This is a genomic window from Haloferula sp. BvORR071 (assembly GCF_000739615.1).
Classification (GTDB): Bacteria; Verrucomicrobiota; Verrucomicrobiia; order Verrucomicrobiales; family Akkermansiaceae; genus Haloferula.
Genome location: NZ_BATP01000022.1, coordinates 85,363 through 104,895, shown reverse-complemented (window position 1 = coordinate 104,895; position 19,533 = coordinate 85,363). Strand labels below are relative to the sequence as shown.

Sequence of the window (19,533 nt, the reverse complement as noted above, 5' to 3'; positions counted from 1 at the left end):
TATGAATTTATTTGAAATCACCACAGAGGGCGCGGCCAACCTTCGCGCCCGATTACAGCAGGCCAAAGAGGGCCTGGACCTCTCTTATTTTGTTAACAAGCGCCCCACGTTCTCCATGGACGAAACCGGGATTGCGCACGTTTGGGTTCATGGCCCGCTTTTGCAGGATGCCGCACCAGTTGAGAAAGACTTGGGGGCCACGGATTACGGCGACCTTGCCGCAGAGATCAGCGCCGAGGGAGCAAAAGCTATCTTGCTTCATGTCGATTCCCCGGGCGGCACCGTTGCGGGTTGTATCGAGGTGGCGCAATTGATCGCGGAAGCTTCCGTGCCGGTTGTCGCGTTCGTTCACGGCATGGCATGCAGTGCGGCCTACAAGATCGCGTGCGGCGCTGACTACATGGTTGCGAGCCCTTCCGCCACGGTTGGGAACATCGGCACCATACTCGTTTACGCGGACACAAGCGCCATGATGGCGAATCTTGGCGTTTCCCTAAATGCGATAACGAACGAGGGCGCAACCCTCAAGGCCACTGGCCACCTAGACAGCCTCACGGAAGAGCAAAAGCAGTTCCTTCAAGATGGGATCAATGAAGCGGGCAAGGAGTTTCAAGACCACGTAGCGGCGAACCGTCCCGGAATAGATCCTGAGGTTTGGCGCGCAGGATGGTATAGCGGCAACAGGGCCCTTTCCCTTGGCTTAGTGGATGAACTGGGAAGCGAGGCCACGGCAGTTGAAAGGCTCCGAGAGCTAGTGGTTTTGACAAACGAACAGAATAGTTAACCAATTTTTACTGTGGGATTCTTTAAAACCAAAATCAACGCATCCGAGGCGGCGCTTGCCGACCTTCAAACCCGCTTTGCTTCTCTCACTGAGGAGCATGAGGCATTAAAGGCCGAATTACTAGGAGCGCAGGAGGAAACGAAAGCGGCGCAGGAATCGGCGGCGACTTTCCTTGCGGAATTCACCCGCACCGATGCTCTAGCAAAGGAGCAGGCCGCAACCATTGAGGCGCTTAACGTGTCTCTAGCTGAAGCCTCACGCGATGCTGCGGAATTCGATTCTAAAGTGGCGGCAACAGCGGCGCACGAAGTGGCCGCGATGGGACATGCACCGCTTGAGATCGTCGAGGAAGAGGAAGCGGCCCCGGACCTCATTAAAACTTTCAAGGGCTTGAAGGGGCGCGAACTCGTTGAGTTCTACGCTGCCAACAAGCAGGAAATTGCTCGCGCCTTAAAGGCGGGCTAATCGGTTACTCTTATTTGGTGCATACGTTCAAGGCCCGTGGGGAAACCCACGGGTTTTGTCGTTTCGGGGCCGAGCGTTTTGACAGGGCCTCAGAGATACGGACCACAAATCCGACAAATCTCTAACTACTTACTATTTTGAGTAATACCTTCGATTCCGCGCTGGTTAACAGCGTCCTTGCCCAAAAGGGTATATCCGTCTTACGTCACAAGCTTTCTTGGCTTAAGGCTTTCTCTACTGACTTCTCCGACGAAGTCCGCGATCAGCGTTCCCGCACGATCAATGTTCCCGTCTACACTGCTACCTCCGCAGTTCAGACCAACCCAACCAACTTTGAAACCGGCGACACCACGGCGACCAACGCCGCAGTTGCGCTCAACCACATTTCAAAGAGCTTCTACATCACTTCCGCTGACTACGGCAAAGGCACCCGTTTGGAGTCCTTGGCCGAAATCAATATGAACGTGGTTGCAAAGGCGATTGAGGATGCCGTTTTTGCCAAGATCACCGAGGCGAACTACGGAACCGCAGTAGTTACCGGCATTACGCCGGGCGCAATGTCCGAAGCGAACTTGAAGACCCTTTGGGGCGCTGTTGGCGGCACTAACAAGGCATGCGTTCTTGCTGACTCCGAGTTCAAGAACTTCATCGGCACCAACCTTACTTCCTTCGACGTTCTTGGTAGCACGGGGGCCTATGGCTTCGATACGTTCGATCACTCTGGCGCAGGCTTCGCTTCCGCTGGAACCAAGATCGTTGGTTTCGGCGCAACCAAGGGAGCCTTGGCAATTGCCAGCGCTATTCCTGAATACTCTGGCCCGGTTGCTGACATGCTCAGTTCCGAAGTCTTCGAGGTTCCGGACCTTGGCCTTGCAGTTCAATTCAACGTTTGGGGCTCTACCGCTTCCCGTAACACTTGGGGTTCGTTCGACGTTCTCTTTGGTGCGGCTGTTGGCGATGCGTCACAGGCCAAATTGGTGAAGACAGTTTGAGTTTTTTTTCAGGCTCTTAGCTGAGCAGAAGGGCCGCCCCTCACAAGGGGGCGGCTTTTTCGTGCTTACAAATGAATACTAATTCGGCGGGGCGGCTTTGACGGGGCCCGCTCTGTATGTTCTCAGAATTTCTTTCCGCAGGCTTCAACCTCATTCCTAAAACCTCTTTGGTGTTCCCCGGCGGAGCCGTGGCAGGGGTTTGGAACGATGCCCGATACGCGGATAACAAGGACCTTGGCGGCTTTGAGCCCGACAATGAAGCCGTTTTCACTGTTACCACGTCCCTAGTAGCAAACCCGGCGGCGCTAATCGGCCGCACTGTCACCAAAGACGGCGCGGCATGGCGCATTCTCCGAGTAAGGACCGGGGCGACATTCACTAGTTTCACTTTGGTTTCCGACTTCAAGGCGTGATTAAAATTTCGCTACAAGGAGGCAAGGAACTGGAAAGCTCTTTGAGGCGCTACGCCAAAGCGGTTGGCATGGATGCTGAGGAAGCCGTGAAGGAACTAGCGCGGACAGGCGCAAGGCAACTGGCCATGCGGACGGAACCCTATGGACTAACAGGGAAGGCGAAGCGGATTGGCGAAATGGCCGTGTCCCGAGATATTAGCTTGGCCTACTCATCCACGGCGCGCACCTACAACGAACTCCGCCGGATCAGCCCCCGCAAGGCCCGTGCATACGGCGCGGCAATCGAAAAGGGAGACCACGTAGCGGCGGAACGCATCGTTAGAGGAACCTTGGCCAATTTCCGGGACGTGGAAGCCACGGATTCGGGCCAGCACTTGGAGAGCTTGCGCGATAGCAAGGGCCGCGTGCGTAGTCCCCAAATCACTAACCTCACAGATCCGGGAGCAGTAAGCGCGATCAGGAAGGAGAAGCTACTAACAGCAGGCACGGCCAAGTCGGGCTGGGTTCAATGCGGTGAAAATATCGGGGCCAAGACAAGGTTTCCCGCATGGCTCCGCAAGGCAACGTCTCTTGGCACTTCCTCCATTCTTAAGCGGGGTTTCGATTCAATCGTTACCCTTTTCAATAAGTGCCGCTATACCTCCAACAATTTGCCAGAGAGCAAGGCCCGGGCCGCGTTGAGAGCAACGGAAGCGAATCAGCTAAAGCGCATTGAAAAGGTTTTGGAGAAGAGAAGCCGCGAAGTGTGACCAAGGCCACGGCGATTGACAGGCCCGCCCGGGCATGACCGGAAAAAAGACCGTTAAAAACTTGGTGAGCTACTTGGCCCCTTTCTTTGAGGAGCCGGTAGTTCCTTTCGACTCTAACGAGAAGCGAGAGCTTCCGTTTATTTCCGTTGGATACGACAACGACAACCAAACGGAAACGATTCCCGGCAATTACACCGTGAGCGGCTTTGTTTGCATTGGCGTGAACGGCTACGATGACGGCGGGAACACGCTTGCCGATAGCCTAGCGGATGAAGTGATCGACCTTCTTTGTGATCGAGCGGCGCTTGAGGCGGCAATGAATGCCCCGGCAGGCGAGGACGAACGGCCCGCGAAAGGCTTCCACCTCATACGGCTATACGTGCGCGGCACCGAGAGAGAGGAGCAGGATTCTTCAACCTTTGTCTTTGTCCGCTTCGACGCCTTCACGTGCGCGTTTGACAGCGTCGCAGGTTAAACCCTCTCACCTTTTTAATCAATGGCAGCTACTCAAACGGGCATAGCCCCAAAGCACGGCATCACTTCAGCGGAAACGGGCCTTATCGTTAATTCCATTTCCTACAACTGGATTCAGGAATCTTACCCGACCAAGAACCACCAAGGCGAAACGGTTGGAATGACCTTTCTGGACGAACGGGCCACGATCAAAATTCAAGGTTGGATTCCGACCTCTAGCGCGTTCTCTGGTAACATTGCCGGAACCCTTGTAATGGCTAACACCATGCCGGACCACTTCAAAGGCACCGCTACGGGCGGAACCTACCTCATTGACGAAATCTCCCGAGAGGCTTCCAACGAAGGGGCCGAAACAATCGAGATTTCCGCCACCTACTGGCCGTTCATTAGCTAACACCTCTTCTCTTTGCGGGGCCGCTCCTTTCCGGGGGCGGCCCTTTTTTTTGGCCCCTTGCTGGATTAAAAATGAATTCGTATTCGCCCGGGTTTGACAGCCGCGCCGGGGCAGAACCTATGAATTATCAGACATCCAATTTAGCACTGGCGGCGGCGCTTAGTGCCATGGGCGTTCCCTTTGTTGGTGAAATGCCCTTTATCAAATCCCGTTCAGTAAAGGGAGAACACTACACGTTCTTCTACGAGGGGACTAGTATTTGCGGCCAATACAAGACCGCGGACCTTTTGAAGGCTTGGGAAAGCCCGACGTTCCACCAAGAACACCCGGAGCATCCTTTTGCCTACATTGCTTGCGCCTTCCGCAACCGCGAAGGCTTGTTGGATACCGTTAAGCAATCCATCGCGTTCGTTTCGGTCGAGAAGCACGGCAAGGTTGCCATTCTCCCGGAGAACGCCTCCCCGGAACTTCAAACCAAAATCTTTAGCAAACTATGAGCCGCACCGATTCACTTGTTGCGGGCTTCCTGCAAAGCGGTTTCGAGTTCAAGGGCACCTTTTACCGCGCCCTCACCGCTCAGACATTATTGATCTTGGAAAAGGTCCGCTCCCCATTCTTCACCGGCAACGATGAAGGCGTGCGCGGCCTGTTGGATTTCCTTTTTGTTGCTTCGCATTCTGCGAAACAGGTTCTCCCACTCTTGCGCGATCAGGACGCTTGGGATTTGGCCGTTCTTGAATTTGCCGAAGGTTTCTCCGCTGGCGATCTTGAAGAGCTTGGCGCGCTTGTTTCCGAGTCTAACGAGAACGTAGCGGCGGCAGTGGTGGAGGCCCGCGAGGAAGGGACGAAAAAAAAGCCTCAGAAGAAGGGCACTGGGCGGCCGACCTAACATTCAGCTTGGCCAAGGAAACGGGTTGGTCGGAGCAGTTCATTTTTGAAGAGCTTCCGCTGGCCCGTCTCTGGCAATACCGCATGGCACTACTTAGGAGCTATGACGTTCCCTGTTTCTACGTGAGCGGGAAGGAAGATGAAACACGGGCGACCTTCGCTCAGTTGGTTGGCTCCCCTTTGAGCGAAAGCGGCCAAGCTTTGACAGACGGGCCGTAATATGGCGTCCGTTAGCGTTCAGTTCAAAGCCAACACCTCAGGCTTTCAAAAAGGTATCAATGCAGTGCGCGCCGGGATCGGCGGGCTTGCTGCTACTGTTGGCACCGTAATGGCCCCTCTTGCCGCACTGGCGAGTATTGGGGCCGTTCTTGGTGCGGCCTTTAAGGGCGTGAAGCTGGCGGGCGACATGGAGGCGACCACGGTTGCCTTTGAAACCCTGCTAGGCAGTGCCGAGGATGCAAAGAAGGTATTGGGCGACATTACCAAGCTTGCGGCTCAGACACCGTATGGAATCGAGGACCTAACACAGGCGGCGCGTTCCCTTCTTTCCATTACTGGGAAGGAGAAGCTTACCCCGACTTTAAAAATGATTGGTGACCTTGCGAGCGCATCGCAAAAGCCGATCACTGAGCTTGCTAGCATGTTCGCCAAGATTAAAGGCGGCGACATTGTTCAGGGAGAAGACCTCAACCAGATCGGGGACGCACTCGGCGGCGCGGCTCTACAGGAGTTCGCAAAGGTTCTTGGCGTGGATAGCGTGAAGGCGGTTCGCAAGCTTGGCAGTGAAGGCAAGATCACGGGAGCCGACTTGCAGAAAGTCCTTGAGAACCTCACAAGCAAGGGGGGAATGGCATTCAACGCCATGGAAAAGCAGAGCTTAACGTTTAACGGTCTGCTTTCGACAATTTCCGATTCTTGGGATGGCTTACTTAGGGCCTTCGGAGCCCCGATAGTTTCGGCTCTTAAGCCTTTCCTCCAAGATGGAATCAGCCTGTTAGAAAATCTTCAAGCCAAGGCCCGCGCCTTCGGTGAAGGAGTGGCGGCGGGCATCACCTTTTTGCGCAATGCATTCAAAGGCGGGGAACTAATGTCTTTGTTCGGCTCCGGCTTGATGCTCGCGGGCCAGAGCTTCGTTAACCTTTTGGTCAAAGGGATGAGCGCGGCGGGAGCCGTGATCCTTAACGCCTTCATGGCGGCGGGGGAACTTGTCTTTGGCGTCATTTCTAACGGCGCAATGTGGGACAGTCTTCGCAATCAATTTGAAGCGGCGGGCCTAGGCATTCAGAAAGCTATTATCAGCGTTCTCCCTGACTTCATGGTGAAGGGCGACAAGGGACAGATTCTAGCAGGCTTGGACAGCCAGCAGGGCAGCAACGAGAGATCGGCAGCCGATTACGCGGAGGGAGCCGCACGCAAGAACGCGGAGCTATTGAACGAAGCAGCCGACAAGCTCAAGGATACCGGCAACGTCTTTAAAGACGCCTTCAAAGGCACTGGGAACGTCTTCGACACTTCGGGCCGCTTGAAGGATCTTCAAAACCGCTGGAACGAGCTTTCCAAGCAGCCAGCAGCCGCACCAGCAGCCGCGACGGAAACCGGCAAGGCAAGTGCCCCAACGGCACCGGCAAAGCAGCAGGCGGCCATACAGGCGCAATTTGAACCCGTGCTTTCCTCTCTTGCGAGAATCGGCGGAGCGCGGGCATTCACAAGCAACCCGCTTGTGGCTCTCCAACAGACGGCGAACAATTATCTGGAGACCATCGCACGCAATAGCGGCAAGACCACGGCAGCCGTTCTTTCGTGACCTTTTTGACGGGGCCGCCTGTCAGAATGATTACAACCAGAGGATTAAGGCCGGGCCAGCTTGTATGGCAGGCCGATTACAGCGAAACGACCGACAACAAGGGCAAGATCGAGGCTAGTGTTAGCTTCATCTGCCTTCAAGGGGACGCGGTTGCATTGAGGCCCAAGAAGGGCGCGCCTTGCATTGCTCCCGGCGGGGCAAGTCACCTCACCTTGGACAGCAGCACCGTTGAGAACATCGGCGGCGGCAGGGTTAGAATCCTTTGCAAGTATGTAGGCGGCGGCACCGATGAAACGGAATTCGGTTTCGACGATGAAGAGGGCGACGGCTACCGCACGGAGCTAGCGATCAGCACCAGCGAGGAGCCGATTGAAACCCACTGGCGTTACAAGGATCTTTCAGCAGCAGACCGCATAAACATTGGCCATTTACGGGCAGGCCGAATGAAGGCTACCGAGACCGAGGGCGAATACGTCTTGAAGACGGACAACGCCAACGGGAAGAAATTCACTTTCACCGATGAGAAGGCCGCCGAACTGGCGGACAAGATCGCAAAAGGTATTAATTCTTATTTGGCGTGTAACCAGATTTGGCGCGTCCAATACACCAGCAAGCACCAACTAAGCTCCGCCGTTCTTAATAAGGTCGGCAAGGTCACCACCGCAAAGGGCGCGCCTTCTGTGAATCAGGATCGCGATTGGCTCTTTGTCGGCGCTAGCGTGAACGAACAAGGCGATAGCTTCAACGTAAGCCTTGAATGGCGCTTGTCCGGCCCCGGCGGCTGGGATGCTGAACTCTACAAGGAGGGCGAGGAATGAAGCTTGCCCCTGACTTTTTCCAACCCGGGGAAACCTTGGCCGCAGCAAAGCTGAACACGCTTGTTAGTGCCGTGCGCGGGCACCGTCCTTACAAGGGCATAGACGCGAGCGGCGAGAACCGCCTGTATCCTCCTTTCGAGCCGATCAGCGTAGACTACAGCGATGAGAAATGGCGGCTCATTCTTCAACCGTCTTACATCGTTAGCGGCACTGCCTCTCAAGAGATTTTCTTTGGTGACCATGCCTTGAGCACCTACCCCGAAATTGAGGTAGAGGAAGACAAGCACTTGTTCCTAACAAACGGCATTCTCTCATGGCAGGATGAAGGGCACGCGGGCCTTTTGGTGATCGAGGTTAAAAAGCCCGATGAAGAAGAAGGGGAGGGCACTGAAACGAGAACCTTTCTCAACAGGCATCCTTCGCTTGTTTTCGACACCGCACCCGCATTGCACGCTTCGGTTGTCACCGTTGGCGACGAACAGAAAATTTCTATCAGCCCCGGCTACGTGGTTTCCCAAAACATCGGGGACGATGAACCGGTGAAGCTTCACGTTCCCTCCATGGAAGGCACTGCCATTGACGCCAACCCGTCACCCATGGCCGCCGCTCCCTACATTTACCTCTACGTGCAAACCGATCACAAAGGGAAGGTCACCGGCACGCCAGAAATCCAAGGTTCATCCTCAACACAGGATAGCACCCACCACGAACCCAACGAGGAAACGAGCGGGGAATACTACTTCCTTTTGGCTGAAACGACCACGGAAGAAGGACGCGTGAAGATCACAAAGAGAATCACCGGCAACCGCTACCTTCCAAACCAGTTGGTCGAAATCAAGAACGTCGGAGCCGAACGCGAGATTTACAAAGGTTACTTGAAGGGAGACGACAAACACGAGTTCAGGTGCCTTAAGCAGATCACGGGACGCGGTGAAGCACTCATTAAACCTTTGTCAGAAGAGACCGAACCCGACGACCTTCCGGACACCATCGACTTTAGACGCATTTGCGAGAAGGAGGAAGACACCCAAATCCACGTTGAGCTAAAGGACGATCAGGGACTAATCGAGATCAAGGGCAACGGCTACAACGGCGGCGTCAGCGATGCCAGCAAGGTGAGTATTTCCGTTCAGGATGGATTGGTAACGAATGTTTCTGCTAGTGCCCCGCCCGACCTTGAAGGCGTGCATGCAAACATTGAAGTTTGGCTTTCTGCTTACGACTCGGAAGGGAAGCTGAGTGAAGCTGACTACGGCTTGCTTGCTAGGTTGTATTTTCGGAATGGCCGACTGATTCGCTTGGAACGCCAGACTGGAACCGACGAAATCGACTACGGCGACGAAATCGACGACACGGGCATTGCTTCGGAAGACATTGCGCACGTTAAGGTAAATCGAAACTTTGTTTACGGCGAGTCAGACCCCTTTTCTTGACCCCTTCGGGCCGCTTCCTTCACGGGGAGCGGCCCTTTTGCTTTTGACGCGCCCGGCGTGGTAATGAAGCTTTTCCTAGACCTAGACTCTAACCAATTTGTTTCCGATCCGCTATTCAAGGCCCCGGTGGATGCCGTGAGTTTCAAGCGCGGGGACGCGGCCAACCTTGAATTGGCTTTTGTTAAAGGAAACGCCGTCACCGGCTTGGCCTCAGGTGCCACCATTGCTTTTGGTATCAAGGAATCGGGAAAATTTGACGGGGATTTCTTGGTTTTTGCCGATGATTTCACGTCCCTTTCTAACAGCTACTACATTGCCCCGAGCTTCAACACCGAGGCGCTGAACGATGCATTGAACAATGACGGCGACGACAGCAACGACGTTGCCAGCTTGGCCGCCATGCTCGAAATCACTTGGTCGGAGCAAAGCGGCATTTATCAAAGCTCGCGCACGATCACGGCAAACATTCTCAACGACGTAATTAAAGGTTCCGAGGGCACCCCTTTGGAACTTCCCGATGCCGACGATTGGCTTGGAGTGCGGGCCGTTCTCTTTTCCGAGGCACAGAGCCTAACGAGCGGCCAGAAGGCACAGGCCCGAAATAATATTGGCGTGAGGCAAGGCGTTACCGATGGCTCTAACGCGGCTTCCGGGCAGATTGGGGAATACATCGAGGCCAGCCGTTCAACGCCAGCAAACATTGACGGCTATTTCACAGTAACGGGCATAAACCTTACTCCGGGAGACTGGGACGTAAGGGGGCACGTGTCTTTCACTAGCAGCGCCACCCTTGCGCTATTTTCAGCAGTGGCGAACGACGCGGAATCTTTCGCAGGCGTTGGCTTCTCGAACGAGGCCCGCAGTTCGCTCCAACAGGATGCCGGTTGGATCAACACGGTTTCGTTTCCGATCAACGAGGAGCGCTTTTCACTCAGCTACCCCACCACCGTTTACCTTATGGCCAGTGCCGTTATGGCAGACGGCGGAGTTTCGGGAGCAGGCCGCATTTCAGCCAGACGCATACGATGAACGAATCCCTTCTAACAAAGCTATTTCTTGGCACTGGCGCGCCCTTCGCGGGCCTCGCCATAAGCCTCTCCACCTACAACGAGTACATGCAGGCGTTTTCCCTAACGGTGGGCGTTGCCATTGCTCTTTGGTCATTCTTTAGACCCAAAAAGAAGGAGTAAGTATTAATAAGTATTTCCCTTTGCCGTTGGTCTTGGAGGACGCGGGCATGCGTGGCCGCTCGCGCTTGTTCCGGTTGGTCGAGCCTTTCGTTTTTGTTTCCTCCAAAGGAAGACTAACAGCGCCCGCCGGTTTCGTCACCGATGGCTATAGCATCCCGTCTGCGGCTTGGTCTTGGTGCAATCCCTTTGAAGAGGGCATGGAAAGCAGCATTCTTCATGACCTCAACTATTCGGCGGCTTGCCCCTATGGTTTCACCCGCAAGGAGGCAGACGATTTGCTTTTGGAGGGCATGGCCGCATGCGGCGTGCCTTGGCTTAAGCGGCAAACAATTTACAGGGCAGTGCGCTTGTTTGGCTGGCGCTACTACAAGCCTTTGAACTAACGGCGGGCTCCGGGAGCAAGGCGGATTCCAAATCCACCGAGGCGGTTTCGACTACCGCACGCCGTGCATGATTAAGGAACGGATTCAGGCAATACAACGGGCCCTTGGAGTCGAGGACGACGGCGACATTGGCAACGAGACTTTAACGGCACTGGAGAAGCGCCTTTCACTTCCGGTGGAAGCGAAGGGGGCGGGCGGGGCCGGGGCAAATTCTCTTGGTTCCCTTTTAATCGAGATAGCGGCCAGCCAGCTAGGCGTTACAGAGACCAGCAAGAACCAAGGTCCCGGCATTGCTAAATTTTGGACCGCGACCAACTACCCCGAGGGCTACAAGGACAGGGCCGCATGGTGCGCCGCGTTCGTTTGTTGGGTTTTCATGGAAACCGGCAAGAGGGTTTCTTTGGCCTTTGATCGGCCCCAGACGGCAGCGGCTTTCGGTTTCGAGGACTGGGCAAGGGAAGAAGGACAAAAGCTCGTTAAAGGGCCTTCTAGCGTGAAGCGCGGAGAAGTGATTATTTACAGCTTCAGTCACATTGGAATCGCCGCGAGTGATTCCGACTCCAAGGGGAACTTTGACGCTATCGAGGGCAACACCAACGGGGCCGGGGAAAGGGAAGGGGGAACCGTGATGAGGAAGCGCCGGAACCTCTCTGCGGTTCGTTCTTTGGTTCGCCTTTGAAGTCCGACCAAGCTTTCGCCGCTTCGCTCAAGGCAAGCTTTGACGCGCCGAGGGCACCCAGCGTTTGCCAGTGCATCGCGAGGGCTTGGTAAAAGCGCGCCGCCGCTTCCCGGTCGGCTTCGTTGGAATCCTTCAAGAGTTCGGCAATGAGTGCGCCAAGCTCCCACGCATGGACATGAGGGCAACAGGCAAGCCTAGCTCGCAGCCCCCGTCGCGATGCTCCGATCTCCACGGGGACCGTTTCAAGTGCTTCCCAAGCGTCTTGCACCAAACCAAGCGCCAGATATCCCTCAGCTTCGGTAATCGTGGTCACGCCGCACCTATAGACGACCGAGGAGCCCTTTTCCAGTGTGAAGGGGGCAGGCGGGTTATTGACGTTTCTTAACCTTTTTGCTTCAATGCGCAGCATGCTTTCACACCTTCGACCGGACAATCCCCTTGTGGACGCGTTTTGGCGCGCCATCGACGGATGCTCCAACCCACAGCGTATTGTGGAAATTGAACCGAGGGTATTCGGGGGAAGAGCCACAGACGCGGTTTTCCATTTTGAAGATGGCTCGAAAAGGTCTGTTTTTACTACATTGACGGAAGAGGAGTTTAGAAGCCATTTGGAAGCGATCAAGCTTCCCAGTTAAGGGTTGAATTTTCTTCGAAGACTGCCTTAAAGTCTTCACGTTTCTTAATTCTTCCCCCCAAAGGGCGGCGGGTTTCAAAGGGTATCCAAAGAAGCCCGCTGTCCAAGGGTTCTACCCCTTTCGCGGCTAGGCGCGAAAATGCAGTGAACCTATCCTTGAAGGCGCGGCCCGTTTTCCCAATATGTCAGGTCTAGTAAAACCCAAGCGGGTCGGGGATCGGTTCGTGGGAATCCTCCCCGGCCTGCAATTTTTCGGTTGATGAGCGGCGGTCTCGTGGACGGGCATTCACGGGGCCGCTTGCTTCTCACTGACGCGGCTGATAGACAACGGGCCTCCCCAATGAACGCAGAATGGACCCCGCAACGGTTGGAACAACTAAACTCCCTTGGCGTGCTGCTCGCCCTTGCTGCTCGTCTAAATCAAGGCGGCGGGATCATTGAGAAGCTGCGAACCATTGAGGACACCGCCGAAGCACTCACCAGAGGCGAGGGCGGGCCGCCGAATGATAGCTTCTTGGCCTTCCTAGGGAGAGTGGCAGAGCAAAAGGTTCGCGGGAACGGACCACCGGCCTAAACAGGCGCGCCGCTTCTCTTCTTGTCCTTCGGGTCCCAATTCTCAAAGCGAAGGGGCATGGGACGCGGCGCAAAGCAATCGGGAAGGATTTCGAGCTTCCTCATATCGCTGTAACGGAAGACGGCCCAAGAGCCCGCCAGAGGCCCTTCTTGAACCCATCCGCGCAGGATGATTGCGAAGGTCTTGGGGGCTTGTGCCAGTTCGTGCGGTTCCACAGTCCATTCAGCCCCACGGAAGGTGAAGCGGACGGCATGCTGTAGGCTGACAGCCACACGGAGTTCAAGGAGCGAAGCGTATGGAAGAGGGAAGCTCATGGCCCTGCAAAGTTACACCGTCTTTAGGCCAGTCAACCGACGGATTTCGTCGCCGTGCGCCGCCTAGCTTGCCGCAGAGCAAGCCACGGTAAGGCAAGGCTCCCACCCTAGTTTTTGGTTTGCAGATAGGGTTCAACCTCTCTTTGAAGCTTCTCTACCCGATCCGAAGCGTCGTTCCACAGCGTTACCAGATTTTTATTATTGGTCAGAATGCCGTGTTCGTCCGACCCTCCCATGGAGGTGCCCACTTCCAATGTTGGGTAACGCTTGTGAAAATCTTCCGCTTCTGGGTGTTCGCTAAACCATAGCCTGATCGTCTGACTTCTAAGCGACTTCTCGTGAATTTTCGCTGAGAACTGGTAGAGGGCCAATAGTTGCTCGAAGGCAAGCCGCTGTTCTTGTAGTTTGTCAGCAGGCCAGATTGATTTCGCTAGGTCCAAATCACCTTGGAGCTTTTGGATGGATTCATTCAGTTGGTTCAGTGAGATTCCGCTTTTCGTAGCAGAGGAAAGGCGGCTCGCCGTCTCTAGTACTTCCGAAAGTCTGCTCTGGAATTTTTCGGGTAATGCTGGAGCTAATTCAACCGACCGTTGCAGAGGGGCGGGAACGACACTTTTCCGTCCCGCCCAGTATCCTGTGGCTCCGGACACAACGACAGTAGCAGCGAGAATTGAAACAAATGCAGCAGGCTTCATGGGGGCTAGTTCTGACTCTGGAGATAGGGTAGACTGGGTTCAAGCTCGAAGCTTTAGCTGCGAGACGCGATCTATGACAGTGCGGGGAGGACCCCATTTCCCACTTGCTAGGCCCGCCCTTCTCAGGGGACACTTCCGCCGCGTCCTCATAGTTCAACGGATAGAACAACCGTTTCCTAAATGGTAAATCTGGGTTCGATTCCCGGTGGGGATACCAACAGTCCAAGAAACCTAGGGCTTCAGGGTTTAAGGGAAACGCTAAGGAAGGGGATTTTGTATATTCCTGTTGGTCAATGGGTTGTGTGAAATCGACCAAGTTTTCCTAAACTGAAGATAGAGGTTCGATTCCTCTTGGGGATACTTCCAAAAAGAAGAGCCGGCGGCCGATGCCGGGCCGCCTTCCCCTGAGCCCTCGCCTTGGAGACGCTCACAAGCCGCTCCAGCCCTTTCCAACGCTCGGCATCAGCTTGGGCAGCTTCTGCTCCAGCCACGCCAGGCTCAGGTTGGCCACTTGGCCCAGCGCGCCCCTTTCGGGGAAGCGGTGAGTCGCCCCTGGGATGACCCGGACCACGTGCCTGGCCGGGGCATAGTTGGTGTATTCACGGTTCGATCTCAGCGTTCGCCGGTCGTTCTCACCCACCACCAGCAGTACCGGCAGGCTCGGCATTTTCTCCGGTTCGTCCACCAGATCGGTACGCGCGGCGCGGCCGATCACGGTGCGGATCTCAGGTAGCAGGACCGCGGCGTGGAGCGCGGCTGCGGCCGCAGCCTCCGATGCGAAACAAGCGACCGGGAGATCCGCGAGTTCCTTCCGGCTCCGCGCCCAACGGATCGCGGCGACCAGCCGTTCTGTTAGAAGGGCCACTTCGGAGCCCAGGAATTCCTTGGCGGTTTCCAGCGTGGCCTCTTCCGGGGTCAGCAGATCCAGCAGCAGCGTGGCATAGCCGGCATGATGGATTTTCCAGGCGATGGCCCAGTTGCTGGTGTTCGTCCAGCCTCCCCGGGTGGCATGGGCAAAGACGACCAAACCGCGGGCGTCCTCTGGGATGGCGAGTTCGCCGTGGATGCTGGTTCTACCGCAGGGGACCTGCGTGCAGGCGATCGAGCTTTCGGAAGCAGATGTGTTCATGGCTCTATGACGGTGCGTGTTGATGGGTCGCCGTGGCCGCGAGCGCCGCAGGGATTTGGCGACAAGGATAGCTAAGCCCGGGCCCTGTCTCTTTCCCCCGCGCCGCCTCTCAAATCCCATGCGGATCTTGCGCCCACGGCACCCGGCAAAAAAACGCCCGGCAAAAAACGCACAGCAAATCACAATCCACCGGCAGCAGGGCAGGGGATTCCCGTGCTTTCCTGTCAGCATGAATGCCACCGTCATCTTGCCGCTGGCCGACCCCCTCGCCGCCTACCGCGAAGCCGCCCTCGAAATCCGCGCCCTCCGCCGCAGGGGCATCCGCTGCCACCTCGAGCAGCACCAAGGCCAGGCCGGCCCCTTCCTCGAAATCATCGAGGACCACCACCCCGCGCCGCGCTTCCTGACGCCCGCCCGCGAAAAAATCTGCGCGGAAATTCGCACCCCATGCGCAGCCACCGCGCCTGCACGGAACTAATCTCAGCCGCATTATGGAAGCCACGGACCTCGGCACCTTCCACCGCTGGCTCCTCGCCGATACAGCGGCCGGCACGCCATCCATCGTCATTCACGGCCAGCGCGAGCTGCCCGCCGGCCTCGCCGCTGCGGTCGCCCGCCACCTGAATGAGTTCGATGAAGACGCCCATGGCAATTGGCTCGCCTTTGCCCCGGAGCTCATGACCCTCATCGCTGAGTCAGCCACCCAGCGCAGCCTCCTTGGCATCGAGCGTGACTGCCAGTGCTCCTTCGTCGGCGCTGCCTGCTCGCATCGTGGCGAGGTCCTCTCCGCCCTCGCCGCCCGCGGCCATGCCGTCCTGGAGGGCGCCGCCGCCATGCAGGCCTGCACCGGCTCCCCCCGGATCTTCCGCATCTGGCTCGGCACCCCACCCGACACCGCCGATACCGCCGACACCTTCCACCTCATCCTCCACCCGGAGCACTTCAGCGGCCACTCCCTGCCCGCCATCATTGGCGATACCTATCTCGAATGGGCCGACGCCCGCCTCGCCGACACCGCCCGCTGATCTCCGACCTCCGACCGCTGGTATGAACGTCATCGCCCTTACCATCCTGGTGAGCTCCTGCCTCGCCGGGATCTTCATCTTCTGCTTCGCGGGCGAGTTCATCCGCTCCCGCCGCTCTTCTTCGCCCGAACGCGATTCCCTGCTTCCTCTCGACGACGAGACCGAGACGCCCCGCAAATCATGAACGCCAGCACTGCCCGAACTACCACCATCACCTACGACAACCGCACAGTGCGGCAGTTCATGATTGCCTCCATTGCGTGGGGCATCGTGGGCATGCTTGTCGGCGTCATCTGCGCCACCCAGCTTTCGACCTGGGAGATGAACGGTCACCTCTGGGGCTTCCTTGAGAAGATCACTGGCGGAGCCTTCAAGGCAGACGGTGTTGCCTACCTCACCTTCGGTCGCCTCCGTCCCCTGCATACAAATGCGGTCATCTTCGCCTTCGTGGGGAATATGGCCTTCGCCGGCATCTACTACTCCACCCAGCGGCTCTGCAAGGTCCGCACCGCCTCCGATCTGCTCTCCAAGATCCACATGTGGGGCTGGCAGCTCATCATCCTCGCCGCTGCCATCACCCTCCCCGCCGGCCTCACCCGCGGGAAGGAATACGCCGAGCTGATCTGGCCCATCAATATCGCCGTCGCCCTCGTCTGGGTCATTTTCGGGATCAACTTCTTCTGGACCTTGGCGAAGCGGAATGAGCCCAGCCTCTACGTCGCCCTCTGGTTCTACATCGCCACCATCGTCACGGTGACGATGCTCTACGTCGTCAATCACCTCTCGATTCCCACCTCGTGGACCCATTCCTACCCCATCTTCGGCGGCCTGCAGGATGGCTTGGTGCAGTGGTGGTACGGGCACAATGCCGTCGCCTTCTTCCTCACCACCCCGATCCTGGGGATCATGTACTACTTCCTGCCAAAGGCAGCGAACCGCCCGGTCTATAGCTACCGGCTCTCCATCATCCACTTCTGGTCGCTCGTCTTCATCTACATCTGGGCGGGGCCGCACCACCTGCTGAATACGTCCTTGCCGCGCTGGTTGCAGATGCTCGGCATGCTCTTTTCGCTCATGCTCTGGGCCCCTTCCTGGGGGGGCATGCTCAATGGCTTGCTCACCCTGCGCGGGGCATGGGCGAAACTCCGCAGCGATCCGGTGATCAAGTTCTTCGCCGCCGCCATCACCTTCTACGGCATGGCCACCTTTGAAGGCCCGCTCCTTTCGATCCGCGCGGTCAATGCCATCTCCCACTACACGGACTGGACCATCGGTCACGTCCACGCCGGTGCCCTCGGCTGGAATGGCTTCATGGCCGCCGGCATGTTCTACTGGCTCGCCCCGCGCCTGTGGAAGACCCAGCTCTGGTCCACCTCATGGGCAAACATGCACTTCTGGATCGGGCTGGTGGGCATCCTTCTCTACGTCGCCGCCATGTGGACCGCGGGTATCACCCAGGGCCTCATGCTCGGCCAGGTCGCGGAGGGCGGCACCACGCTGAAGTATGAATTCGTGGAGACCCTGAAGGCGATCCAGCCCACCTACGTCCTGCGCTCGGTCGGCGGCAGCTTCTACCTCGCCGGCTTCGTGATGTGCGCGGTGAATATCTTTATGACCGCGCGCTCGGGTCAGGCGACGGACGATACCGTCGAAGTCACCGTGCCGGAGCGCGATCACGATCGCCTGCGCCTCGGCGAGGTGATCTTCCGCAAGCCGGTCGGCTACACCCTCCTCGGCCTGCTGATGATGGTCCTCTGGTTCTTCCTGCCGAAGGGCGCGGACATCGCGGCGCTTGTCTGCGCGCTCCTCGTCGTTGCGAAGGCCGTCAGCACCTTCAAGCGCGAGGGCCTCGCCTGGGACCGCTGGCACGATGGCCTGCTGAAGAACTACCTGCCCTTCACCATCCTCACCTTCGTCGCGGTCGCCATCGGCGGTAGCGTGCAGATCGTTCCCTCTTTGCTGGTGAACCGCGAGAAGAACGTCGAGGGCCGCCTTCAGGATCTCTACACCCCGCTGGAACTCGCCGGCCGCGACCTCTATGTCAGCGAGGGCTGCTACAATTGCCACTCGCAGATGATCCGCACCCTCGTGCCGGATGTCATGCGCTACGGCCGTGCTGGCATGAAGGACGACTACTCTCACCTCGGCGAGTCCCTCTACGATCACCCCTACCAGTGGGGCTCGAAGCGCACCGGTCCCGACCTCGCCCGCGAGGGTGGCCCGCTGGTCACCGGCTCCACGGAAGTCCGCGCCGGCAAGCGCGACAACAAGTGGCACTGGTTCCACTTCATGAACCCGCGCTGGGCGAATGATGACTCGAACATGCCCTGCTACCCCTGGCTTTACGAGCAGAAGACCGACTTCAAATCCCTGCCGGAGAAGATTGCCGTGCAGCGCCGCCTCGGCGTGCCCTTCCCGGCCTGGACCAAGGACGAGATCGAGCAAAAGGCCCGCGACCAAGGCATGGCCATCGCCCGCTCCCTCTTTGAAGGCGACGCCCCCGTGGGCTACGAGCCGATGAAGAATGCCTCGAAGGACGAACTCCTCCGCCACTTCTCGGAGAGCCAGGTCGTTGCCCTGATCGCCTACGTCCAGAAGCTCGGCACCTACCACGAGATTGACAAGAAGGCGATCCCCGAAGCCGTGCCGCTCGATCCCGATAGCTACCGCAAGATCACCGAGCATGCCCGCGAAGTCGAGCAAGCCGCATCCCCTTCAACCACGGATGGCTCCTGAACAGCCGGGAACCTACTTGAATCAGCAAAACACCGCAGGGGTTCCGGCGGGTGCCGGCCCCTGAGCCCGGGGTTCAGGACCCCCGTCCGTGGTTGCTATCCCTTTCCTCACCTTCAAGCCAAGCCACCTCACCACGCTTATGTTCAAGCGCGTCATCCTCGAAGAATGGGCCTCGATCGTCCCGATGATCGCCTTTGCGGTGCTCGCCCTTGTTTTCATCGTCGCCACCATCCGCGCCCTGAAAATGAAGCCTGGCGACCGCGAACACCTCTCCCGCATGCCGCTTTCCGATGAGCCAGAGTCCAAGTCCGAAGCCAACGAATCCCGAGACCACCATGAACCCTGAAATCAAGCGCGGATCTTACGCCAAGGAGAAGGGGGAAGTGATTCTCCGCGAGCACGAGTTCGACGGCATCCAGGAGTTCGACCAGAAGCTGCCGAACTGGTGGCTCTTCACCTTCTACGGCGGCATCGTCTGGTTCGTCGGCTACTGGGTTCTCTACTACTACACCGGCATCTACCAGACCGATCAAAAGGGCATCGAGCAACAGCTCGCCGCCATCCAGGAGAAGAAGGACCAGGAACTGGCCGCCACGCTCGCCACGCTCGACGATCAGACCCTGGTCGCGAAGTGGGCCGCGGATCCCTCCATCGTCGCCGCCGGCGCCACCACCTACGGCACAAACTGCGCCGCCTGCCACGCCGCGGACTTGAGTGCCACCCTTGAAGCCGGCGGCAACAAGGTCCCGCTTCCCGGCCGCCCGCTCAATGACGGCCACTGGGAATACGGCGGCAAGCCGATGGAGATCTTCAAGCTCATCAACGAGGGCACCCCTGCCGCTTCCGCCGGTTACAATGGCGCCCGCATGCAAGCCTGGGGCCAGGTCCTCAGCCCCAAGCAAGTCGCCGAACTCACCGCTTACTTGATCTCGATGAATCCGAAGGACTTCGGCAATTGAG

Annotated in this window: 23 protein-coding genes and 1 tRNA gene; 22 read left to right on the top strand and 2 right to left on the bottom strand. The window is 57.5% G+C overall.

What is annotated here, in order from left to right; translation table 11 throughout:
• The first annotated feature begins 1 nt into the window (after position 1).
• From BV071_RS10630 to BV071_RS10555, 15 genes are all read left to right on the top strand, one after another.
• Positions 2-784 (top strand): S49 family peptidase, encoded by a 783-nt coding sequence (locus tag BV071_RS10630; RefSeq protein WP_035606222.1) that lies wholly within the window; start codon positions 2-4, stop codon positions 782-784.
• Positions 785-796: 12 nt separating this feature from the next.
• Complete coding sequence (locus BV071_RS10625) at positions 797-1,249, top strand: hypothetical protein (protein ID WP_035606220.1); 453 nt, start codon at positions 797-799, stop codon at positions 1,247-1,249.
• A 137-nt stretch (positions 1,250-1,386) separates the two neighbouring features.
• Positions 1,387-2,241, top strand: coding sequence for a hypothetical protein (locus BV071_RS10620; RefSeq protein WP_035606216.1), 855 nt, complete (start codon positions 1,387-1,389; stop codon positions 2,239-2,241).
• A 116-nt stretch (positions 2,242-2,357) separates the two neighbouring features.
• A complete protein-coding gene (locus tag BV071_RS10615; RefSeq protein WP_035606213.1) occupies positions 2,358-2,654 on the top strand; it encodes a hypothetical protein in 297 nt (98 codons plus the stop codon).
• Positions 2,651-3,403 (top strand): hypothetical protein, encoded by a 753-nt coding sequence (locus BV071_RS10610; protein ID WP_035606210.1) that lies wholly within the window; start codon positions 2,651-2,653, stop codon positions 3,401-3,403. The genes BV071_RS10615 and BV071_RS10610 overlap by 4 nt, the downstream gene beginning before the upstream one ends.
• Before the next feature lie 34 nt (positions 3,404-3,437).
• Positions 3,438-3,878 carry a hypothetical protein gene (locus BV071_RS10605; protein WP_035606208.1) on the top strand — a complete coding sequence of 147 codons (441 nt, stop codon included), beginning with the start codon at positions 3,438-3,440 and terminating at the stop codon, positions 3,876-3,878.
• A gap of 21 nt (positions 3,879-3,899) precedes the next feature.
• Positions 3,900-4,271 carry a hypothetical protein gene (locus BV071_RS10600; RefSeq protein WP_035606206.1) on the top strand — a complete coding sequence of 124 codons (372 nt, stop codon included), beginning with the start codon at positions 3,900-3,902 and terminating at the stop codon, positions 4,269-4,271.
• 71 nt (positions 4,272-4,342) lie between these two features.
• On the top strand, positions 4,343-4,768 hold the full coding sequence (locus BV071_RS10595) for a hypothetical protein (RefSeq protein WP_265594313.1): 426 nt from the start codon (positions 4,343-4,345) through the stop codon (positions 4,766-4,768).
• Positions 4,765-5,160, top strand: a complete 396-nt coding sequence (locus tag BV071_RS10590; protein ID WP_035606200.1) for a hypothetical protein — start codon at positions 4,765-4,767, stop codon at positions 5,158-5,160. Before BV071_RS10595 ends, BV071_RS10590 begins: the two co-directional genes overlap by 4 nt.
• 219 nt (positions 5,161-5,379) lie before the next feature.
• A complete protein-coding gene (locus BV071_RS10580; RefSeq protein ID WP_035606191.1) occupies positions 5,380-6,963 on the top strand; it encodes a tape measure protein in 1,584 nt (527 codons plus the stop codon).
• A gap of 26 nt (positions 6,964-6,989) precedes the next feature.
• Entirely contained in the window at positions 6,990-7,781 is a 792-nt protein-coding gene (locus tag BV071_RS10575) for a hypothetical protein (protein ID WP_265594312.1), read from the top strand.
• Positions 7,778-9,214: a hypothetical protein gene (locus BV071_RS10570; RefSeq protein WP_035606185.1), complete on the top strand. Its 1,437-nt coding sequence runs from the start codon at positions 7,778-7,780 to the stop codon at positions 9,212-9,214. Before BV071_RS10575 ends, BV071_RS10570 begins: the two co-directional genes overlap by 4 nt.
• 63 nt (positions 9,215-9,277) lie before the next feature.
• Positions 9,278-10,243 carry a hypothetical protein gene (locus BV071_RS10565; protein WP_035606182.1) on the top strand — a complete coding sequence of 322 codons (966 nt, stop codon included), beginning with the start codon at positions 9,278-9,280 and terminating at the stop codon, positions 10,241-10,243.
• Between the two features lie 208 nt (positions 10,244-10,451).
• A complete protein-coding gene (locus BV071_RS34230; RefSeq protein ID WP_035606827.1) occupies positions 10,452-10,787 on the top strand; it encodes a DUF1353 domain-containing protein in 336 nt (111 codons plus the stop codon).
• Between the two features lie 67 nt (positions 10,788-10,854).
• Positions 10,855-11,466, top strand: coding sequence for a CHAP domain-containing protein (locus BV071_RS10555; protein WP_035606176.1), 612 nt, complete (start codon positions 10,855-10,857; stop codon positions 11,464-11,466).
• A gap of 1,629 nt (positions 11,467-13,095) precedes the next feature.
• Here the strand turns inward: BV071_RS10555 and BV071_RS35300 are convergent.
• On the bottom strand, positions 13,096-13,683 hold the full coding sequence (locus BV071_RS35300; protein WP_265594311.1) for a hypothetical protein: 588 nt from the start codon (positions 13,681-13,683) through the stop codon (positions 13,096-13,098).
• A gap of 142 nt (positions 13,684-13,825) precedes the next feature.
• On the opposite strand from BV071_RS35300, the gene BV071_RS10535 reads away from it, so the two are divergent.
• Positions 13,826-13,900 (top strand) — tRNA-Arg (locus BV071_RS10535).
• Positions 13,901-14,110: 210 nt separating this feature from the next.
• Here BV071_RS10535 and BV071_RS10530 read toward each other — a convergent pair.
• A complete protein-coding gene (locus BV071_RS10530; RefSeq protein ID WP_052573140.1) occupies positions 14,111-14,812 on the bottom strand; it encodes an alpha/beta hydrolase in 702 nt (233 codons plus the stop codon).
• Between the two features lie 229 nt (positions 14,813-15,041).
• Here BV071_RS10530 and BV071_RS10525 point away from each other — a divergent pair, with 229 nt between their 5' ends.
• From BV071_RS10525 to BV071_RS10505, 6 genes are all read left to right on the top strand, one after another.
• Complete coding sequence (locus BV071_RS10525) at positions 15,042-15,290, top strand: hypothetical protein (RefSeq protein ID WP_035606163.1); 249 nt, start codon at positions 15,042-15,044, stop codon at positions 15,288-15,290.
• A gap of 13 nt (positions 15,291-15,303) precedes the next feature.
• On the top strand, positions 15,304-15,837 hold the full coding sequence (locus BV071_RS10520; RefSeq protein WP_035606161.1) for a hypothetical protein: 534 nt from the start codon (positions 15,304-15,306) through the stop codon (positions 15,835-15,837).
• Positions 15,838-15,859: 22 nt separating this feature from the next.
• Positions 15,860-16,021 (top strand): hypothetical protein, encoded by a 162-nt coding sequence (locus BV071_RS35295; RefSeq protein ID WP_265594310.1) that lies wholly within the window; start codon positions 15,860-15,862, stop codon positions 16,019-16,021.
• The gene (gene ccoN, locus BV071_RS10515) at positions 16,018-18,573 is read left to right on the top strand and encodes a cytochrome-c oxidase, cbb3-type subunit I (RefSeq protein WP_075090882.1); all 2,556 of its coding nucleotides are present in this window, start codon (positions 16,018-16,020) and stop codon (positions 18,571-18,573) included. The genes BV071_RS35295 and ccoN overlap by 4 nt, the downstream gene beginning before the upstream one ends.
• A gap of 88 nt (positions 18,574-18,661) precedes the next feature.
• On the top strand, positions 18,662-18,919 hold the full coding sequence (locus tag BV071_RS10510; protein WP_265594309.1) for a hypothetical protein: 258 nt from the start codon (positions 18,662-18,664) through the stop codon (positions 18,917-18,919).
• Positions 18,909-19,532, top strand: coding sequence for a cbb3-type cytochrome c oxidase N-terminal domain-containing protein (locus BV071_RS10505; protein WP_035606155.1), 624 nt, complete (start codon positions 18,909-18,911; stop codon positions 19,530-19,532). Before BV071_RS10510 ends, BV071_RS10505 begins: the two co-directional genes overlap by 11 nt.
• Position 19,533 lies beyond the last annotated feature (1 nt).